This window comes from Rathayibacter sp. SD072, from assembly GCF_017355185.1.
In the GTDB taxonomy this organism is placed as follows: Bacteria; Actinomycetota; Actinomycetes; order Actinomycetales; family Microbacteriaceae; genus Rathayibacter.
The window spans coordinates 1-18,767 of record NZ_JADILJ010000042.1 but is presented as its reverse complement, the minus strand read 5'-3'; the positions used below and the strand labels follow the sequence as shown (position 1 = coordinate 18,767).

Here is an 18,767-nt window from a genome sequence, read left to right as displayed (position 1 = left end):
GCGAGGATGGACGCATGTCTGGGAAAGCACTTTCCGTGGAGGAGATCGTCGACGGGCGCCATCCGCTGCGCAGCGTCGTGGGCCTGCTCCGGAGGCGCCCGCGCCGCATCCTCGCCGCCGTCGCCTTCTTCGCGGTGAAGGACACCCCGCTGTGGTTCCTCCCGGTCGTCACGGCGCAGGTGATCGACATCGTCGTCGCGGGCGGGCCCGGCAGCGGGCTCCTGCTGTGGTCGGTGATCGCCCTGGTGCTGCTCGCGCAGAACTACCCGAACCACGTGATGTTCGTGCGGCTGTTCATGGGCACGGTCCGCGACATGGGCGCGGATCTGCGGAAGGCCATCGCGAACCGTCTGCAGCTGCTCTCGATCGGGTTCCACGCCCGGGCGAACAGCGCGATCGTGCAGACCAAGGTCGTCCGCGACGTCGAGAACGTCGAGACGATGCTGCAGCAGACCGCGAACCCGCTGCTCTCGGCGGTGATGGTGCTGATCGGAGCCGTCGCGATGACGGCGATCAACGTGCCCGCGTTCCTCCCCGTCTACGCCCTCGCCATCCCGCTCGCGGTGCTGCTCCGGCGCATCCTGCAGCGGCGGAGCATGCGCCGCAACGAGCAGTTCCGCCGCGAGGTCGAGCGCTTCTCGGCGACCGTCGGGGCGATGGCGACCCTGATGCCCGTCACCCGGGCGCACGGTCTCGAGCAGACCGCGGTGCGCACCGTCGCCACCGGAGCCGAGGGCGTGCGCGAGGCCGGCTTCGAGCTCGACCTGCTCAACGGCCGCTTCGCCTCGCTCTCGTGGGTCAGCCTGCAGCTGCTCGGAGTCGGCTGCCTGGTGCTCGCCGCGTGGGTCTCGATCTCGGGATGGCTCCCCGTCACCCCGGGCCAGGTCGTGCTGCTGAGCAGCTACTTCGCGCTCCTCACGTCCTCCATGACCAACCTGCTGATGCTGCTGCCCCTCGCCGCCCGCGGCTTCGAGTCGGTCCGCTCCATCGCCGAGGTCCTCGAGGACCCCGACCTCGAGCACAACGAGGGCAAGCGCCCCGTCGGCGAGGTGCACGGCCGCCTCACCCTCGAGCGGGTCGACTTCCGCTACGGCGACGACGGACCCGCTCTGCACGGCATCGACCTGGACCTCCGACCGGGCGAGACGGTGGCGTTCGTCGGCGCGTCCGGATCCGGCAAGTCGACCCTGCTCAACGTGGTGCTGGGCTTCCTCCGCCCCACGTCGGGGCGGATCCTGCTCGACGGCGTCGACATGGAGACGCTCGACCTGCGCACCTTCCGCCGCTCGGTCTCGGTCGTGCCGCAGGAGTCGGTGCTCTTCGAGGGCACGATCCGCGACAACATCGCCTACGGCCTCGGCGACGTGTCCGACGAGCGGATGGAGGCGGCGCTGCGCGACGCGAACGCGTGGGAGATCGTCGAATCGCTCCCCGACCACTGGCACTCCGTCGTGGGGGAGCGCGGCGCCCGCCTCTCGGGTGGGCAGCGCCAGCGGCTCTCGATCGCCCGCGCCCTCATCCGCGACCCCCGCGTGCTCCTGCTGGACGAGGCGACGAGCGCGCTGGACCCCGAGTCGGAGGCGCTGATCAAGGACGCCCTCGGCCGGCTGACCGAGGGGCGGACGACCCTGGTCGTCGCCCACCGCTTCTCCACGATCCGCTCGGCCGACCGCATCGTCGTGCTCGACGCCGGCCGCATCGTCGAGTGGGGCTCGCACGACGAGCTGCTCTCGGTCGGCGGGCACTACGCGCGGATGCACGCGGCGCAGTCGGGCTGAGGCGCTCTTGCCCGCCGCCCGCCGCATCACGTAAGCTACTCAGGTTGCGTGCATCTGCACGCGCTTGCGTGCTGCCCGAGCGGCGGAGGTTCCGACCTCCGCGACGAGCGGGCGGTATGCCGACAAGTGACCTTGGGTGGGTCGAGCGGGGCCGAGTGCCGCGTGCGCCCCACGGTAACCACACATGGAGGAAACCATGGCAGCAGTCTGCCAGGTGACCGGAGCCGTTCCCGGCTTCGGGCACGCCATCTCGCACTCGCACCGGCGCACCAAGCGCCGCTTCGACCCGAACGTGCAGAAGAAGACGTACTACGTCCCCTCGCTCCGCCGTAACGTCACCCTGACGCTGTCGGCCAAGGGCATCAAGGTCATCGACGCCCGTGGCATCGAGTCCGTCGTCAAGGACATTCTCGCTCGTGGGGTGAAGATCTAATGGCAAAGCAGCAGGACGTCCGTCCCATCATCAAGCTCCGTTCGACGGCAGGCACCGGTTACACCTACGTGACCAAGAAGAACCGTCGCAACGACCCCGACCGTCTCGTGCTGAAGAAGTACGACCCCGTAGTGCGCAAGCACGTCGACTTCCGCGAGGAGCGCTAGAAATGGCCAAGAAGAGCAAGATCGCCCGCAACGAGCAGCGCAAGGTGATCGTCGACCGCTACGCCGCCAAGCGCCTGGAGCTCAAGAAGGCTCTCGTCGACCCGGCCGGCACCGACGAGTCCCGCGAGGCCGCCCGCGTCGGCCTCCAGAAGCTCCCCCGCAACGCCTCGCCGGTCCGCGTCCGCGGCCGCGACGCCGTCGACGGCCGCCCCCGCGGCAACCTGTCGAAGTTCGGCATCTCGCGTGTCCGCTTCCGCGACATGGCGCACCGCGGCGAGCTGCCCGGCATCACCAAGTCGAGCTGGTAGTCAGCGGCGCGCAGCGCCGCTGACTACCAGCGTGCCGCTGCGCTCACACCGAAGGGGGCTTCGCGATCTGACGATCGCGGGGCCCCCTTCCGTGTTCCCGTGCTCGGAGTGCCGTCGGCACTCCTCGCCGCGGTCGGCGTTCGCAGACGGTCGCGTTCCGCAGAGCGTCCTGCGTACCGCTCCGCGGAATCGCTTGGCACGCGATTCCGCGATGCGCTCGGCCTTGCGCGACGGGGTGCAGTCGGTGTTCCTGTGCTCGGAGTGCCGTCGGCACTCCTCGCCGCGGTCGGGCGGTGCCCCTGTGCGCGGAGTGCCGTCGGCACTCCTCGCCGCGGTCGGGCGGTGCCCCTGTGCGCGGAGTGCCGTCGGCACTCCTCGCCGCAGTCGGGCGGTGCCCCCGTGCTCGGCGTGCCTGCGGCACTCCTCGCCGCGGTCGGCTTCCGCGGACGGCCGCGTTCCGCAGAGCGTCCTGCGTACCGCTCCGCGGAATCGCTTGGCACGCGATTCCGCGATGCGCTCGGCCTTGCGCGACGGGGTGCAGGGTCACAGCTCGCGTTCCGCATTTCGGGTGCTCCACTCCTTGCTGGTCGAGTAGCCCCGGAGGGGCGTCTCGAGACCCGCCGGAGCCGGAGGTGCGGTGTCGGCGGGTCTCGGCCGCAGGTGGATCGGCAGGTGCGACCGGAGAGGGCGTCTGCGACTGGTCGCCGCGGTCGCGATCCGTCGTGATCGGTCGTCCGGGGTGAGTGATCCGTCGAAAACGGTCGCCGAGAGCGATTCGGCAGAGCCGTCCGCGACGGATCGGCGTCACCCGGCACGTCCGCGCGCGCAGGACACCCGGGTAAAATCGAGTGCATGAGCACCCCCAGCCTTCCCAGCGTCGCCGAGATCGCGGCGCTCATCGACCACGCGATCCTCAAGCCCGAGCTGACCCGGGCCGAGGTCGACGCGCAGCTCGACGAGGCCCGGGCGTCGGGGGTCTTCAGCGTCTGCGTCCGCCCCTCCGACATCGCCCACGCCGTCAGCCGCCTCGAGGGCTCGGGCGTCCTGGTCGGCACCGTCATCGGCTTCCCGCACGGCACCACCTCCACCGCCGCCAAGGTCGCGGAGTCGCGCCAGGCCCTCGCCGACGGCGCGAGCGAGCTCGACATGGTCGTCAACATCGGGCGCCTGCGCAGCGGACTGCTCCAGGACGTCGAGGACGACGTCCGCGCGGTGGTCGAGGCCGCCGACGGCCACGTCGTCAAGGCGATCCTCGAGACCAGCCTCCTCGACGACGAGCAGATCGTCGCGGGCAGCGAGGCGTCCGAGCGCGCCGGCGCCGACTTCGTCAAGACCGCCACGGGCTTCGCGGGCGGCGGCGCCAACGAGCACGATCTGCGCCTGATGCGCGGCGCCGTGTCGGACGCGGTCCAGGTGAAGGCGTCCGGAGGCGTCCGCGACCTCGACACGCTGCTCGCCTACCGCGGGCTCGGTGTCACCCGCTTCGGCACCAGCGGCTCCGCGACGATCCTCGGCGACCTGGCCGCCCGCCTCGCCGGCGACTCCTCGGCGGCGCGCGTCGACTCCGCCTCGTACTGACCGTGACCGAGCGCCCGGCCGGCCCGGTCGCCCGCTGGACGGCGTACACGCGCCGCCCGCTCGAGGAGAGCGCCCGCGCGCTGAAGGAGCGCGTCTACGCGACCTTCACCGGGCTCGCCGTGATCATGATCTACGCGGTCGGCGACCACCCCGACGCCGGTCACGCGCTGCGGAGCCTCGTCGTCTCGATCGTCGGCATCTCGGCGGCGGGCTTCACGGCCGAGGTCATCGCGCACCAGGTCACCCACGCCGCGCTGCCCTCGATGTCGGAGCCGCGCGTCATGCTCCGCATCGCCGCCGGCGCACTCGCCTCCGCCTCCCTGCCGGTGCTGGCGCTGCTCGCGGCCGTCCTGGGCTGGGTGGACGCCACCACCGCGCTCTGGATCGGCGTCGCGATCTACGCCGCCGTCCTCGCCGCCATCGCCCTGATCGCGGTGGGCCGCGCGGGGCTGACCTGGCGGCAGGGCCTCGTCTCGCTCGCCTTCCTCCTGGGCCTGGGCGCCCTCGTGGTCGGCGTGCTGGCGCTCGCGCACTGAGCGCGGCGTAGGCTCGGAGGCGATGTCGTCACGCACCCGGGTCGAGCTCGGCCGCCGCGAGGATCTGGGCGCCGACTGCGCGAACTGCTTCGGGCTCTGCTGCGTCGCCCTCGCCTTCGCCCGCTCGCGCGACTTCCCCGTCGACAAGCCCGCGGGGGAGCCCTGCACGAACCTCGACTCCGAGGACGCGTGCACGATCCACCGGTCCCTCCGCCCGCAGGGCTTCGTCGGCTGCACCGTCTTCGACTGCTTCGGCGCCGGTCAGAAGGTGTCGACGCACACGTTCGGCGGCGTCTCGTGGCGCGGCGACGCAGAGGTGCGCGAGCGGATGTTCTCCGTCTTCCCGCTGGTCCGTCGACTCCACGAGCTGCTCTGGTACCTCGACGTCGCGCTCGCGCTCGACGAGGTCGATCCCGCCACCCGGGACCGCGTCCGCCGCCGCTTCGACGCGGTGCACGCCCTCACCCTCGCCTCGCCGGAGGAGATCCTCGCGGCCGACGTCGACGGCGAGTTCGCCGCCGCCCGTCCGCTCCTGATCGCCGCGAGCGCGGCCGCCCGCGCCGGGGTGCGCTCCCGCCCCGACCGCAGGCTCGTCCCCGGCGCCGACCTGCTCGGAGCGGATCTGCGCGGAGTCGACCTCCGGGGCGCGGATCTGCGCGGCGCCCTGCTGATCGCGGCCGACCTGCGCGGAACCGACCTCGGCCGCTGCGACCTCCTCGGTGTCGACCTGCGCGACGCCGACGTGTCGGGCGCCGACCTCTCGAGCGCCCTCTACCTCACCCAGGCGCAGGTCTCGAGCACGCGCGGCGACGCCGCGACCGCGCTCCCGCCGCACTTCGAACGGCCGTCGCACTGGTCGGGGACGACCGCACCGGTCGGCGCGACGCCGCCCCGCCCCCGCAGAACAGGACGACGACGATGACCTCGACACCCCCGACCCCGATCCGCTTCGCGATCGTCGGCTCCGGCTGGCGCACGGGCTTCTTCCTCCGCCTCGCCCGCGACGTGCCGGAGGCGTTCCAGGTGACCGGGATCCACTCGCGCTCGGCGCGCCGCGACGAGGTCTCGGCGCGCTGGGGCGTGCCGGCCTTCGCGAGCGTCGACGAGCTCGTCGCGCACGGCGACCCCGAGTTCGTGCTCGTCGCCGTCCCGGTCGAGGTCGCCTCCGGCATCACGGCCGATCTGGTGCGCCGCGGCGTCCGCGTGCTCGAGGAGACGCCTCCGGCGCTCGACGTCCCGGCTATGCGGCGGATGTGGGACGAGGTCGGCGGCTCCGGACTCGTCCAGGTCGCCGACCAGAGCCTCTTCATGCCCGCGCATAGCGCCCGCTGGCGAGCGGTCCGCTCGGGGGTCATCGGCACTCCGACGCACGTGCAGGTGTGCTCGAACCACCTGTACCACGCCGTCTCGATCATGCGCGGACTGCTCGGGGACACCGGCGACGCGACCCGGGTGAGCGCTCGGGACTTCCGCGCGCCGCTCCTGGATCCGCTGAACCGGCACGGCTGGACCGGCGCGGCGGAGCCGGAGGAGCGGACGACCACCCTGGCGACGCTCGACTTCGGCGGCGGACGCTCGGGGCTGTACGACTTCGTCGACAACCAGTGGTTCTCGCCGGTGCGCCACCGCCGCCTCACTATCCGCGGGTCGCACGGCGAGATCGACGGCGACAGCGTCGTGCGGGTGGCCGGCCCGCGCTCGGTGGTGGAGTCGCGGATCACCCGGCGGCAGACGGGGATCGACCACAATCTCGAGGGCTTCCACCTCGACACGATCGCGCTGGACGGCGACGTGCTCTTCCAGAACCCGCACCCCGCGGCGCGGCAGTCCGACGAGGACATCGCCGTCGACGCCCTCGTCGGGGCGACCGGCGCCTGGGCACGGGGCGAGGGACCCGCCCCCTATCCGCTCGCCGACGGTCTGCAGGACCACCTGCTGGGTCTGGCGATCCGCGAGTCGGCCGACTCCGGGGCCGACGTCACGACCGCCAGGGAGCCGTGGGCCGATGCCCTCACGACGGAGTCGGTGTTCCGCTGACGTCGTCGGGCACGCCCTCGATCACCTCGCGGTGGAGCAGGTGCGCTCCGTTCCAGCACTCGATGATGCAGCGCGGGAACGCCTCGCGGTCGGGGGAGCGGAGCCACACCGTCGCGGCCTCGCGCGCCCACGCGTCGGAGGCGTAGACGCCGATGACGTCGGTGCGGTCCTCCCACGGGGACGCCGTCGACAGCACGAAGTGATCGCCGGACATGGCTGCTCCTCGGAGTGGGGGGACGTGCCGGACGGTGTCGGGTTCGATCGGCGCCGGTGCGGTCGCCTCCACGCTAGCGGGGCGGAGTGCTCCGGGTCAGCCGATCGTGCCGCGGAGCCGCTCGTTCAGAGCGCTCAGCGCGGCCGCGAGCTCGTCGAGGTCGGCGCCGGGGAGCACGCTCCCGCCCTGCTCGAGGCTCCGGCGGAGCAGATCGGTCTCGCGGTCGGGCAGGCCGCGGGAGGCCAGCAGCCCTTCGAGGGTCGCGAGGACCGCGACGAGGGCGACGGCGTCGTCGACGTCGAGCGGTCGGGCGCAGGTGTTCTGCATGCGGTGCTCCGTTCGCGATCGGGACCGGGGGATCCGGATCGGGTGAGGGCCGGGAGGTGCCCCGCAGCCGAGGGCGGCGGGGCACCGGGACGCGGGACGCGTCAGTTCTTGAAGACGTCCTTGACGTCCTCGCCGGTCTTCTTGAGGTCGGCCGCGTGCTGGTCGCGACGACCCTCCTCGACCTTGCCCTCGTCGCCCTGCATGTTCCCGAGAGCCTCCTTCGCCTTGCCGGCGAGGTCCTGGGCGGCGTTCTTGATCTTGTCGTCGAGTCCCATGCGGGTCTCCTTCCACTGGTGTTCGGATCGGCCGGGCGGGTGCACCGGCCGGGGAGGCCGGCGACCGGGGGAGCGGTCGCCGACGGGGTCGTGGGGGTCGCCTAGGCGACGCGCGGCTCTGCCTCGGGCGCGTCGTCCTCGGGGATGAAGACGTCCTGGACGGTCACGTTGATCTCGGCGACGTCCATGCCGACGATCTCGCGGATCGCCTCGGCGACGGCCGAGCGGACGCCCTCCGCGACGGACTGCAGCGCAGCGGGGTACTCGGCGACGATCACGACGTCGGCGGCGACCTGGCGCTCGCCGACCTCGACCTTGACGCCCTGGCCGCGGTCGTCGTTGCCGATGGCGCTGCGGATCGCGCCGATCGCGCGGGCCGCTCCTCCGCCGAGCGCGTGGACGCCGGGGACAGCGCGGGCGGCGATGCCCGCCACCTTCGCGATGACGGCGTCGTCGATGACGGTGCGCCCGACTCCGGTGCCCGTCGTGGTGGTCGCGATGCTGTCGGCCATGGTCTCCTCTTCCGCTTCGTGCCCGATCCGGTCGATCGTGGCGTTCTGGGAGTAGGACGCGGCCGGGCGCCGGATCGTCACGCTGCGACCGGGCTCCCTCAGCGAACTGCCAGAGAGACCGCCCGCCGCGTCACCGGGCGGTCGTGCGCTCCAGGAACGCGAGCGTCCGCTCCAGCGCGAGGCGCGCGTCGGGGAGCTCGAGGTGGAACTGGTACTCGTGCCCCAGCTGCGCCTCGTGGCCCTCGCCCCAGAACAGGTCCGTGACCGGGACGCCGAGCGAGCGCAGGTGCGCGGCGAACGGGCGCGACTGCCGGGCCGTGAGGGCGTCGGCGTTGCCTCCGCTGATGAACACGGGAGGGAACCGGGGCGTCACGTGCTCGATCGTCGACATCTGCCTTCCGGCGGGCGAGTCCGTCCAGCCGCGGTGGCCGGTGTAGGCCCAGAGGGCGGCGCGGAACGCCCAGCCCGCCACTCCGGTGACCTTGGAGACACCGGAGAGGTCGAAGACGCCGCAGTGCAGGATCACCGCGCGCAGCGCGTCGACCGGGAGCGTCGTCGTGAGGCCGGCGTCGCGGGCGTAGGAGGGGTTGGTGACGGCCGTCGCGAGCTGGCTGGCCAGCTGCGCCCCCGCGGAGTCGCCGGCGAGGACCATGCCGTCGCGAGCGATCCCCAGGCGGCCGGCGTGGCGGCGCAGGTGCTCGAGGGCGGCGAGGAGCTGCTTCGGCGCGGTCGGGTAGACCGCTTCGGGGCCGCGTCCGTAGTCGAGGCCGACCGCCGTGTAGCCGGCGTCGGCGAGGAGGCGGAGGTAGGGCTCGACGTCGCGCCGGTGGCACGAGATCCACGCCCCGCCGTGGATCCAGAGCACCGTCGGGCGCGAGCCGGGGCCGGGAGAGCGGAACACGTCGACGGTCGTGGCCGGAGCGCCGTCGCGTGCGGGCACGATCTCGGCGACGCGCGTGATCCCCTCCGGGACGAAGGGGCGCATCTCCTCGGCGGTGCGCCGCGCCTCGCGCTCGAACACCGCCCGGATCGCGAGCGCGGACGGCCACGGGGTGGCCTGGGCCACCGCGCCGGCCGCGGCCAGCACGCCTCCGGCGCCCGCGATCGCTCCGGTGGTCGCGGTCGTGCGCTTCATCGTCGTCCCCCTCCCGGCGCCGGGCGCCCGAGCCCCCTCGGCGGCGCCGCGTCGCTGCAGGTCGAAGGCTACGCACTCGATGTTTCGCCCGTGCGACGGGATTCGCCCGCGGAGCGCTCGCCGTGGTGCGATGGAGGAGTGACGGACGACGCGAACGCCCCGGCTGCTCCTGCGGACGATTCGGCGGCGCCCCCGCGGAGCACCCGGGAGTACCTGCTCCTCGGACTGATCGGCGCGATCGGCGGCGTCCTCTCGGGAGCGTTCGGCGTCGGCGGCGGCATCGTGATGGTGCCCATGCTGGTCGCCTGGGCCGCGATGGACCAGCGCCGCGCCTCGGCGACGTCCCTCCTGGCGATCGCCCCCACCTCCGTGGCCGGCGCCTTCGCCTACGCGCTCACCGGGCAGGTCGCGTGGCTCCCGGCGGCGGTGATCGCGGCCGCCGCGGTCCTCGGCGCGCTGCTGGGCTCGTGGCTCCTGGCCCGGCTCCCCCTCGGGGTGCTGCGCTGGCTCTTCGTGGCGCTGCTGATCGCCGCCGCGGTCCGGATGGCCGTCTTCGGCTCGAACGAGACCGGCGACGTCGCGGAGGGCTGGGGCGTGTGGCCGGGGTTCGCGGGCCTGGGCGCCGCGATGGGGATCGCGTCGGGGCTCTTCGGCATCGGAGGAGGGGCCATCGCGGTGCCGGTGCTCGTCGGCGCGTTCGGGCTCGCCGATCTGCTGGCGAAGGGCACGTCGCTGGCCGCGATGATCCCGACCGCGATCAGCGGATCGATCGCCAACGCCCGGAGGGGTCTGCTCGACGTGCGCGCGGGCCTCGTCGTCGGCCTCGCCGCGACCGCCTTCTCGTTCGCGGGCGTCGCGCTGTCGTTCCTCCTGTCCGCGCGGCTGTCCGGGATCCTCTTCGCCGCGCTGCTGCTGCTCGCGGCACTCCAGCTGGCGCTGAAGGGGCTCCGGAGCCGCGCGCGGGTGTGACTGCCCGATCCGGTGCCCCGCGGTCAACGCCCTTCTCGCGCGCACGACGCGGGCCCTAGCGTCCAGGCAGGCGGTCCGGCGGGCGGGCGCCGGGAGCGGAGGAGACGACGATGACGCAGCCGAACGGAGAGCAGCGGGGCGACGGCAGGCGGAGCGCACCCCGGGGAGGACCGGCCTTTTTCCGCGACGTCGTCCCCGGGGTGCACCGGATCGAGCACGCCTACACGAACCTCTACCTGATCGAGGAGGCCGGGCGGATCACCCTCGTCGATGCCGGCCTGCCCCGCACCTGGCCGCACCTGCTGCGCGCGCTGGAGGTGCTCGGCCGCGAGCTCTCGGACGTGGACGCCCTCGTGCTCACGCACGCGCACTTCGACCACGTCGGCGTCGCGCGCCGGTTCGCCGAGCGCGGCGTCCCGGTGCTGCTGCACCCCTCGGACGCCCCGCTCGCGGCGCACCCCTACTCGTACCGGAGGCAGCGGACGCCGTTCGTGTACCCGCTGCTCCATCCCTCGGCGATCCCCGTGCTCGGCGCGATGGCGCGCGCGGGCGCGCTGGCCGTGCCTCCGCTCACGACCACGGCGGCCCTGCACGAGGGCGGGACGCTCGACGTCCCGGGATCGCCCGTCGTGCTCGCCACCCCGGGTCACACCGACGGGCACGTCTCGCTGCACCTCCCCGAGCGGGGCGCGGTGATCGGCGGCGACGCCCTCGTGACCCTCGACCCCTACTCCGCCCGCACCGGGCCGCACCTCGTGGCGCGCGCGGCCACGGCCGACACCGACCGCTCGCTCGCGTCGCTCGACGTGCTGGCGGCGACCGGCGCGCAGACCCTGCTGCCGGGGCACGGCGAGCCGTGGCGGCTCGACGTCGCGGCGGCGGCGTCGCAGGCACGACGGGCGCCGATCGCCTGACGTGCCGACGGTCTGACGGGATGACCGCCTGACGGGCTCAGCCCGCGATCAGCGCGGTGAGCCGGTCCGCGACCGCTCCGATCGACGACACCGCGCCGAGGGTGACCAGGCAGGCGATCCCCCAGAACCAGGTGGCTCCCGGAGCGGCGGCCCTGCGCCGGTCGAACGCCAGCCACCAGGCGCCGACCACCGAGACGCACAGGCCGACGACCGAGCCGAGCGCCATCCGCACGTGGTCGGCGGGACCGGGGGCCGACCAGGAGTTCGTCGCGACGGCGATCGCGACCGGGACGACGATCATCGCGAGCAGCCCCAGCAGGACGGCCCGGGTGGTGCTGCGGGGCGCGGGGCCGCTCGTGCGGGTCAGCGCGCTCGTCGTGCTCATGGCTCGTCCCCCGTCGTGCCGGGGCGTGGCCCGGCCCTCCGACGCTACCGTCACCGTCGCCCCCGCGCCCGTGGGAAAATCGAGTCGATGTCCCCTCGAGTCGCATGAGCGCGTTCACCTACCTGGCCGCGTCGATCCCCCTCCGCCTCGCGAGCGCGGGCATGGTGGTCGCCCTCCCCGTCCTCGCCGTCGAGCGGCTCGACGACGTCGCGCTCGGCGGTCTGCTGACCGGCGCGGCGCTGTTCCCGAGCGTCGTCGCGGCGCCGCTGGTCGGCACGGTCCTCGACCGGGTGCGGCATCCGCGCCGCCTGCTGGTGGCCTCCGCGATCGCGACCGCCGCGGCGTTCTCGGTCGCGGCGTTCCTCGGCGACGTGCCCACCGTGCTCATCGCCGTGCTCCTCGTGCTCGCCGGGCTCTCGACCCCGGTCTCGATGGGCGGCATGTCGAGCTTCGTCACCAGTGCGATCCCGGACGCGCGCCGCGCTTACGCGCAGGACTCGCTCTCGTACAACGTGGCGTCGATCGGCGGACCGGCGCTCGCCGGCCTCGCCATCGCCGTCGCCGACGCGCGGGCCGCGATGCTCGTGATGGCCGCCCTCGCCCTCATCGGCGTGCTCGGCTCGCTGGCGCTGCGGATGGACGCGCGACCGGCTCCGACCGTCGGCGTCCGCCGCACGATCGCCGCGGGGATCACCCATCTCGTCCGGCACCGTCCGATCGCGGTCGTCACCCTCTCGGGCACCCTGAGCCAGATCGGAGGAGGCGCCGCCGGTGTGGCCGCCATCGCCCTCTCGATCGAGCGGCTGGGCACGACGGCCGGCGCCGCCTGGATCCTGACGGCCTTCGCGGTCGGCGGCCTCCTGGGCGCCGTCGCGGTGGCCGCCCGCCGCTGGACGCGGCGCCCGCCGTCGTGGGTGATGGGCGCGGGATTCGCCGCGACCGGCGCCGCGCTGCTGCTCGCCGCACCGGACCTGGGCATCGTCGTCGTGATCGTCGCGTTCGCGGTCGCCGGCGTCTTCACCGCACCGGCCAACGCGGCGATGCTGCTGCTGCGCGATCAGGAGAGCCCGGCGGCCGTGCGCTCGCAGGTGTTCACGATCGGCGCGGGGCTCCGGGCGGCCGCCGCCGCGGTGGGGGCGACCCTGGCGGGCGCGGCCTCCGGCCTCGATGCGGGCTGGCTCGTGATCGGGATGGCGTCGATCTGGATCGTCTCGGGAGCGCTGCTCCGGGCCTTCCCTCGGCCCGACCAGGCGTCCGTGCCGCAGAACGTCGGCTGAGACGGGGGTCTCTCCGCTGACGGCCGGGAGACCCCCTCGTCAGCCGACGTTCTGCGCGCCAATCAGGCCGCGACGCCCGCGAGGCTGCCCGTCGTGAGGCCCTCGGGGTCGGTGATCAGGCAGTTGATCGTGCGGTCTCCGCCGCCCCAGCTCTCGGAGGTGGGGTAGTAGTAGCTGAAGTCGTACTTCGACTCCTGGTAGGTCAGCCCGACGAAGGCGTCGTAGGCGGCGAGGCAGCCGTCCTCGGCCTGCTGCGTGGTCGCGTCCTCGCCCGGGTACTCGTCGGCCTCGGCCATCGTGATGTTCTGGAAGACCTCGTAGCTGTGCGGGTCGGTGCACGGCACGGTGGGCACGTCGGTGACCTCCGTCGCCTCCTCCGTCAGCTCGTCGTTCAGGCAGTCGCCGACGCGCAGCTGGAAGACGTCGGTGGTGCCGCCCTCGGTGATCTCCCCCGACGTCTCGTCGCGGGTCTCGCCGCCGGCGAGGCTGTTCAGGCCCGAGCAGCCGCCCAGGCCGAGCGCGAGGGCCGCTGCCGCGACCAGGACGAGGGAGGAACGGCGGCGGTTCATGGAGGACTCCTGGTTCTGCGGGGGCGCGTCGCGCCCGCGGGACAGCGGACTCCCCCAACCTAGGGCTCTGGCGACTCCGACTGCAGGGGGATGCGGGAGGCGACGTCCAGGCAGGAGGAGTCGAATGGGGGCATGGCTCAGAAGACGGTCGCGGACCAGCTCATCGCCCAGCTCATCGACGCCGGGGTCTCCCGGATCTACGGCATCGTCGGGGACTCCCTCAATCCGATCGTCGACGCGGTGCGCAGAAGCGGCGGCTCGGCGAAGGGAGGGATCGACTGGATCCACGTGCGCAACGAGGAGGCCGCGGCCTTCGCCGCGGGCGCCGAGGCCCAGCTGACCGGGAGGCTGGCCGTCTGCGCGGGCAGCTGCGGACCGGGCAACCTGCACCTCATCAACGGCCTGTACGACGCGCACCGCTCCGGTGCCCCGGTGCTGGCCATCGCCAGCCACATCCCGAGCGGCGAGATCGGCTCGTCGTACTTCCAGGAGACGCACCCCGACCGGTTGTTCGTCGAGTGCTCGAACTACTGCGAGCTGGTCTCGACCGCGGCGCAGGCCCCCCGCGTCGTGAACGCCGCGATGCGCAGCGCGGTCGCGCTGGGAGGCGTGGCCGTCGTCACCCTGCCCGGCGACGTGGCCGAGTTCGAGGCCGTGGGGGAGTTCCCCGCGTTCGTGCTGCCCGCGCCGGCGGTGCTCGTGCCGGACGACGGCGACGTGCGGGCGCTCGCCGCCGCGATCGACTCCGCGAAGACGGTCGCGATCTTCGCCGGTGCCGGCGTGCGGAACGCGCACGACGAGGTCGTCGCCTTCGCCGAGCTCGTCGGAGCGCCCGTCGGGCACAGCCTCCGCGGCAAGGAGTGGATCCAGTACGACAACCCGTTCGACGTCGGCATGACGGGCCTCCTGGGCTACGGAGCCGCGCACGCGGGCATCCACGACGCCGACCTGCTGATCCTGCTGGGCACCGACTTCCCCTATGAGCAGTTCCTGCCCGACGCGTCCGAGGTCGTGATCGCGCAGGTCGACACCGACGCGTCCAAGCTCGGCCGCCGGGTCAGCGTCGCGCACCCCGTGCACGGGGACGTCGGCGCGACCCTGCGCGCCCTCACTCCGCTCGTGCAGCGCAAGAGCCACCGGTTCCTCGAGAAGACGCTGAAGAAGCACGAGAAGCTCGTCACCGGGGTCGTCGGGAAGTACACGGAGGTCGAGAAGCGCCGACCGATCCACCCCGAGCTCGTCGCCTCGACGCTCGACGGACTGCTCTCGGAGGACGCGATCGTCACCGCCGACACCGGCATGGGCAACGTCTGGCAGGCGCGGTACATCACTCCCAACGGCCGCCGCCGCCTGATCGGCTCGTACCTGCACGGCTCGATGGCCAACGCGCTGCCGCAGGCAGTCGGCGCCCAGCTCTCGCACCCCGGGCGCCAGGTCGTCTCGCTCAGCGGCGACGGCGGGCTCTCGATGCTGATGGGCGAGCTCGTGACGGTGGCCGCGTACCGGCTCCCGGTCACGATCGTGGTCTTCAACAACTCCACGCTCGGGCTGGTGAAGGTCGAGATGCTGGTGGACGGCTTCCCGGACTTCGCGGTCGACGTGCCGATGGTCGACTACGCGAAGGTGGCCGAGGCGATCGGCATCCGCGGCATCCGGGTCGAGGATCCGGAGGACGTCGAGGGAGCGCTGCGCGAGGCGCTCGCCGAGGACGGGCCCGTGCTCGTGGACGTGGTGACGGATCCGCTCGCCCTGTCGCTGCCGCCGACCGTCACCGGCGCCCAGGTGAAGGGCTTCGCGCTGGCGATGTCGAAGATCGTGATGAACGGCGGAGCCGGCGAGGCGATCGCCCTCGCGCGCTCCAACGTGAAGCACGCGCTGCCGTGAGAGGACTGGCGTCGGGGACCTGGTTCGTGCGTGGCTCGAGCCTGCCGCTGTGGCGGGGGAGGGAGGGGGTCGCGATCACCTACGCGCCGCTGCCGAGCGGCGAGATCGCCGACGTCGTCAGCTGGCGCGGCCGGCGCTCGACGCGGCACGTCGTCGGTCTGGACGCCCCCGATCCCGACGATCCCGACGGCTTCCGCTGGCGCGGCGTCGAGCCGCTGACGCTGCTCGCGCGCAGCCGCTGGTCGTTCGTCGCGGCCGACGAGGCGGCGGGCTGGGCGCTCACCCGGTTCGCCCGCACGCCGTTCACTCCGGCGGGAGCGGATGTGTACGTCCGCGACGCGCATCCCGCTCCCGGAGTGCTCGCGGCGGCGCTGCGGGCGTGCGCGGCGGATCCGCGGACGGCGGCGCTGCGGCCCCGGATGTTCGAGGTGGCGCCCTAGGGCCTCCGGCAGCGCGGGCCTCAGCCGGTGGCGTCGCCCGCGAGCGACACCGAGTCGGCGTCCATCCGCTCGCCGCACTCCGCGCAGTGCAGCACGGGATCCAGGCGGGCGCCGCAGCGGTGCCGGTACGGCTGCACGGCCGACGGCCCGCGCGCCCAGCGCTCGCCCCAGGAGGCGAGGGCGATCAGCACGGGCACGGCGTCGCGCCCGGCCTCGGTGAAGCGGTACTCGAAGCGGGGCGGCCGCTCGGAGTAGGCGACGCGCTCGATCACCCCGTGCCCCTCGAGGGTGCGCAGCCGCGCCGTGAGGACGTCCCGCGGCGCGCCGGTGAAGGCCCGGATGCGGTCGAAGCGGTGCTCGCCGAACGCGATCTCGCGCAGCACCAGCAGGCTCCAGCGCTCGCCGAGCACCTCGAGTCCGGCGGCGATGGGGCAGGCCCGGGGAGTGATGCCGTCGGCGCTCACGGGATCTCCACTCCGGCGCGTCTCCGCACCTCGTCGAGTGAGTTGGGAATTCCAACCCACTGCTCCGATGTTGCCACCTGCAGAGGTCGTGATCACCGCGACCCGCAGAATCGGGAGCTTCCACCATGCCATCACTCCACGGAGCCGTCGTCCTCGTCACCGGAGCGAACGGAGGGCTCGGATCCGAGTTCGTCGCTCAGGCCCTCGCGCGCGGCGCGGCCAAGGTCTACGCCGCCGCCCGCCGCCCGAAGGAGTGGGGCGACGAGCGCATCGTGCCGCTCGTGCTCGACGTGAACGACGCGGAGTCGGTCGCCGCGGCCGTCGAGGCGGCTCCCGACGTGACAGTGCTGGTCAACAATGCGGGTGTCTCCGGAGCGAGCTACAGCCTGCTCGCGCTCTCGACCCAGGAGCTGCGCGATGTGATGGAGACGAACTTCTTCGCTCCCGTGCTGCTGGCGAAGGCGTTCGCGCCGCGGCTGTCCGAGGCCTCGGGCGCGGCGATCATCGACGTGCACTCGGCCCTCAGCTGGTTCGCGGTGGCCGGCGGCTACAGCGCCTCGAAGGCGGCTCTGTGGTCGGCGACGAACTCGCTCCGCCTGGAGCTGGCTCCGCAGGGCGTGCACGTGCTGGGGCTGCACGTCGGCTACGTCGACACCCCGATGGCGGCGGGCGCCGAGGGGCCCAAGGCGAGCCCCGTCGACGTCGTCGGCCAGACCTTCGACGGACTCGAGTCGGGCGCCTTCGAGGTCCTCGCCGACGAGACGAGCCGCCAGGTCAAGTCCGGCCTGACGGCCCCCCTCGAGGCGGTCTATCCCCAGCTCGCGGGCGCCTGAGGTCTGCAGAACGTCAGCCAGGAGCGGTCCTCGCGCACGAGGGCGGCTGATGACCGCTCCTGGCCGACGTTCGATCGGCTACTCGCCGAGGGCGATCGCCTGCGCCTCGACGAGCTCCGGCTCCGCGCCGTGGGCGTCCGCCCGGGCGAGCGTCCGGCGGCCGAGCAGCACGATCAGCGCGGCGACGAGCACGGCGCCGGCGGCGGCGTACATCGGGAACGCCGGCGAGATCGCGGCGGCGAGGGCCGAGGCGGCGGGCGGGGCGATCGCCCCGCCCAGGAACCGCACGCCGGAGTACGCGGAGGAGGCGACCGAGCGCGGCAGGTCGGTGGCCTCCATCACGCACTCCGTGAGCACCGTGTTGACGACGCCGAGCAGGAGCCCGCCGACGATGATGCAGACGATCAGGCCCACGCGCGACGAGATCGCGAGGCCGCCGGCGACGAGGTCGAGGGCCAGCAGCACCAGCACCGAGCGCAGCACGACGGTGCGCGGCAGGCGGGCGGTGAGCAGCGGAGCGGCGAAGACCGAGGTGATCGCGACTCCCAGGCCCCAGCCGAAGAACGTGAAGCCCAGGCCCATCTCGTCCAGCCCCAGCGGGTAGGGCGTGTAGGCGAGCAGCACGAAGAAGCCGATGTTGTAGAAGAGCGCGGCACCCGCGAGCGTCCGGATCGCGGGGACCGCGAGGGCCGTGAACGGTGCCGAGAGCGGAGTCGGGGTCGGCCGGGGTCCGTCCTCGCGCAGGAGCGTCGCGATCGCGATGAAGCCGACGGCCATCAGCACCGCGGTGCCGAAGAACGGCCCGCGCCACGAGACGCTGCCGAGCAGGCCGCCCAGCAGGGGGCCGATCGCGATGCCGACGCCCAGCGCGGCCTCGTAGAGCACGATCGCGGCGGAGCTGCCTCCGCTCGCCGCTCCGACGATGGTCGAGAGCGCGGTCGAGATGAAGAGCGCGTTGCCGAAGCCCCAGCCCGCGCGGAAGCCGATGACGCCCTCGACGCTGCCGGCCGTGCCTGCCAGCGCGGCGAACACGACGATGAGCACGAGCCCGATCATCAGCGTCTTCTTGGCGCCGATGCGGCTCGAGAGCCAGCTGGTGAAGAACATCACGACGCCGGTGATGACGAGGTAGCTGGTGAACAGCAGCGACGTCTCGGTCGGGGTGGCCTCGAGGCTCTCGGCGATCGCCGGGAGGATCGGATCGACCAGGCCGATGCCCATGAAGGCGATGACGGCCGCGAAGGCCACGGCCCAGACGGCGAGCGGCTGCCGGAGGATCGAGCCGCCGGCGGGGGAGTGGGCGGGAGTGGACACGGGGATGCCTTTCGGGAGTCAGGGTCAGGAGATGCGCCGCACGCGCTCCTCGACGAGGGCGGCGGCGCGCTCGAGCACGCGCCGGTCGTCGTCGTCGAGGTCCGCGAACAGGGGCGCCAGGGCGGAGTCGAGGCGGAGGCGGTGCTCGCCGAGGGCGGTGAGGCCCGCGTCGGTGGCCTCGATGAGCCAGGCGCGGCCGTCGCTCTCGTCGTGCACGCGGCGGATCCAGCCGGCCTCGTCGAGCCGGGCGATCAGCCCGGTCATCGTGGGCTGCGTCACCCGCACGCGCTCGGCGAGCTCGCCGAGGCGGAGCGGGGCCGAGGCGCGCAGTTCGGCGAGCGTCGACCAGACCGCTCCGGACTGCGCGCCGAGCCCCGTCGCTCCGCTCGAGCGGCCGGCGTACCGCGCGAGGGCGGTG

24 protein-coding genes are annotated in these 18,767 nt (G+C 73.4%); 14 read left to right on the top strand and 10 right to left on the bottom strand.

Annotated features, from left to right (window positions below):
- Positions 1-14 precede the first annotated feature (14 nt).
- From IOC53_RS14855 to IOC53_RS14820, 8 genes are all read left to right on the top strand, one after another.
- A complete protein-coding gene (locus tag IOC53_RS14855) occupies positions 15-1,778 on the top strand; it encodes an ABC transporter ATP-binding protein (RefSeq protein WP_207406878.1) in 1,764 nt (587 codons plus the stop codon).
- 196 nt (positions 1,779-1,974) lie between these two features.
- Positions 1,975-2,211, top strand: coding sequence for a 50S ribosomal protein L28 (gene rpmB, locus IOC53_RS14850; protein ID WP_055786157.1), 237 nt, complete (start codon positions 1,975-1,977; stop codon positions 2,209-2,211).
- Positions 2,211-2,378 (top strand): 50S ribosomal protein L33, encoded by a 168-nt coding sequence (rpmG, locus tag IOC53_RS14845; RefSeq protein ID WP_027692168.1) that lies wholly within the window; start codon positions 2,211-2,213, stop codon positions 2,376-2,378. Before rpmB ends, rpmG begins: the two co-directional genes overlap by 1 nt.
- Before the next feature lie 2 nt (positions 2,379-2,380).
- On the top strand, positions 2,381-2,686 hold the full coding sequence (rpsN, locus tag IOC53_RS14840; protein WP_055786161.1) for a 30S ribosomal protein S14: 306 nt from the start codon (positions 2,381-2,383) through the stop codon (positions 2,684-2,686).
- Between the two features lie 852 nt (positions 2,687-3,538).
- The gene (gene deoC, locus IOC53_RS14835) at positions 3,539-4,264 is read left to right on the top strand and encodes a deoxyribose-phosphate aldolase (RefSeq protein WP_207406876.1); all 726 of its coding nucleotides are present in this window, start codon (positions 3,539-3,541) and stop codon (positions 4,262-4,264) included.
- Positions 4,265-4,266: 2 nt separating this feature from the next.
- Positions 4,267-4,800 (top strand): hypothetical protein, encoded by a 534-nt coding sequence (locus IOC53_RS14830; protein ID WP_207406873.1) that lies wholly within the window; start codon positions 4,267-4,269, stop codon positions 4,798-4,800.
- Positions 4,801-4,822: 22 nt separating this feature from the next.
- Positions 4,823-5,722, top strand: coding sequence for a pentapeptide repeat-containing protein (locus IOC53_RS14825; protein ID WP_207406872.1), 900 nt, complete (start codon positions 4,823-4,825; stop codon positions 5,720-5,722).
- Positions 5,719-6,837 carry a Gfo/Idh/MocA family protein gene (locus IOC53_RS14820; protein ID WP_207406871.1) on the top strand — a complete coding sequence of 373 codons (1,119 nt, stop codon included), beginning with the start codon at positions 5,719-5,721 and terminating at the stop codon, positions 6,835-6,837. The genes IOC53_RS14825 and IOC53_RS14820 overlap by 4 nt, the downstream gene beginning before the upstream one ends.
- Here IOC53_RS14820 and IOC53_RS14815 read toward each other — a convergent pair.
- The 5 genes from IOC53_RS14815 to IOC53_RS14795 all read right to left on the bottom strand — a co-directional run bounded on the left by IOC53_RS14815 (position 6,812) and on the right by IOC53_RS14795 (position 9,300).
- Entirely contained in the window at positions 6,812-7,051 is a 240-nt protein-coding gene (locus IOC53_RS14815) for a hypothetical protein (RefSeq protein WP_207406870.1), read from the bottom strand. The two genes, IOC53_RS14820 and IOC53_RS14815, sit on opposite strands and share 26 nt — an antisense overlap.
- 96 nt (positions 7,052-7,147) lie before the next feature.
- The gene (locus IOC53_RS14810) at positions 7,148-7,378 is read right to left on the bottom strand and encodes a hypothetical protein (RefSeq protein WP_207406869.1); all 231 of its coding nucleotides are present in this window, start codon (positions 7,376-7,378) and stop codon (positions 7,148-7,150) included.
- Positions 7,379-7,479: 101 nt separating this feature from the next.
- A complete protein-coding gene (locus IOC53_RS14805) occupies positions 7,480-7,653 on the bottom strand; it encodes a CsbD family protein (RefSeq protein WP_207406868.1) in 174 nt (57 codons plus the stop codon).
- Positions 7,654-7,754: 101 nt separating this feature from the next.
- On the bottom strand, positions 7,755-8,165 hold the full coding sequence (locus IOC53_RS14800; RefSeq protein WP_207406898.1) for an Asp23/Gls24 family envelope stress response protein: 411 nt from the start codon (positions 8,163-8,165) through the stop codon (positions 7,755-7,757).
- A 130-nt stretch (positions 8,166-8,295) separates the two neighbouring features.
- Positions 8,296-9,300, bottom strand: coding sequence for an alpha/beta hydrolase (locus IOC53_RS14795; RefSeq protein ID WP_207406867.1), 1,005 nt, complete (start codon positions 9,298-9,300; stop codon positions 8,296-8,298).
- 138 nt (positions 9,301-9,438) lie between these two features.
- On the opposite strand from IOC53_RS14795, the gene IOC53_RS14790 reads away from it, so the two are divergent.
- A complete protein-coding gene (locus IOC53_RS14790; RefSeq protein ID WP_207406866.1) occupies positions 9,439-10,269 on the top strand; it encodes a sulfite exporter TauE/SafE family protein in 831 nt (276 codons plus the stop codon).
- Between the two features lie 110 nt (positions 10,270-10,379).
- The gene (locus IOC53_RS14785) at positions 10,380-11,183 is read left to right on the top strand and encodes an MBL fold metallo-hydrolase (protein ID WP_207406864.1); all 804 of its coding nucleotides are present in this window, start codon (positions 10,380-10,382) and stop codon (positions 11,181-11,183) included.
- A 37-nt stretch (positions 11,184-11,220) separates the two neighbouring features.
- Here the strand turns inward: IOC53_RS14785 and IOC53_RS14780 are convergent, their stop codons facing one another.
- Entirely contained in the window at positions 11,221-11,568 is a 348-nt protein-coding gene (locus IOC53_RS14780) for a hypothetical protein (protein ID WP_207406863.1), read from the bottom strand.
- 104 nt (positions 11,569-11,672) lie between these two features.
- Here IOC53_RS14780 and IOC53_RS14775 point away from each other — a divergent pair, with 104 nt between their 5' ends.
- The gene (locus tag IOC53_RS14775; RefSeq protein WP_207406862.1) at positions 11,673-12,845 is read left to right on the top strand and encodes an MFS transporter; all 1,173 of its coding nucleotides are present in this window, start codon (positions 11,673-11,675) and stop codon (positions 12,843-12,845) included.
- Between the two features lie 62 nt (positions 12,846-12,907).
- On the opposite strand, the gene IOC53_RS14770 is transcribed toward IOC53_RS14775, so the two are convergent.
- Positions 12,908-13,414 carry a septum formation family protein gene (locus IOC53_RS14770; RefSeq protein ID WP_207406861.1) on the bottom strand — a complete coding sequence of 169 codons (507 nt, stop codon included), beginning with the start codon at positions 13,412-13,414 and terminating at the stop codon, positions 12,908-12,910.
- 132 nt (positions 13,415-13,546) lie between these two features.
- Here IOC53_RS14770 and IOC53_RS14765 point away from each other — a divergent pair, with 132 nt between their 5' ends.
- Together IOC53_RS14765 and IOC53_RS14760 are read left to right on the top strand one after the other, a co-directional pair.
- On the top strand, positions 13,547-15,298 hold the full coding sequence (locus IOC53_RS14765) for a pyruvate dehydrogenase (protein ID WP_207406860.1): 1,752 nt from the start codon (positions 13,547-13,549) through the stop codon (positions 15,296-15,298).
- A 26-nt stretch (positions 15,299-15,324) separates the two neighbouring features.
- Positions 15,325-15,738, top strand: coding sequence for a hypothetical protein (locus tag IOC53_RS14760; RefSeq protein ID WP_207406859.1), 414 nt, complete (start codon positions 15,325-15,327; stop codon positions 15,736-15,738).
- Between the two features lie 20 nt (positions 15,739-15,758).
- On the opposite strand, the gene IOC53_RS14755 is transcribed toward IOC53_RS14760, so the two are convergent.
- Positions 15,759-16,202 (bottom strand): helix-turn-helix domain-containing protein, encoded by a 444-nt coding sequence (locus IOC53_RS14755; RefSeq protein ID WP_307786212.1) that lies wholly within the window; start codon positions 16,200-16,202, stop codon positions 15,759-15,761.
- Positions 16,203-16,327: 125 nt separating this feature from the next.
- Here IOC53_RS14755 and IOC53_RS14750 point away from each other — a divergent pair, with 125 nt between their 5' ends.
- Positions 16,328-17,035: an SDR family oxidoreductase gene (locus tag IOC53_RS14750; protein WP_207406857.1), complete on the top strand. Its 708-nt coding sequence runs from the start codon at positions 16,328-16,330 to the stop codon at positions 17,033-17,035.
- A 78-nt stretch (positions 17,036-17,113) separates the two neighbouring features.
- Here the strand turns inward: IOC53_RS14750 and IOC53_RS14745 are convergent, their stop codons facing one another.
- The gene (locus IOC53_RS14745; RefSeq protein ID WP_207406855.1) at positions 17,114-18,349 is read right to left on the bottom strand and encodes an MFS transporter; all 1,236 of its coding nucleotides are present in this window, start codon (positions 18,347-18,349) and stop codon (positions 17,114-17,116) included.
- Positions 18,350-18,373: 24 nt separating this feature from the next.
- On the bottom strand, positions 18,374-18,767 hold a 394-nt coding region (locus IOC53_RS14740), incomplete at its 5' end, for a MarR family winged helix-turn-helix transcriptional regulator (protein ID WP_207406853.1).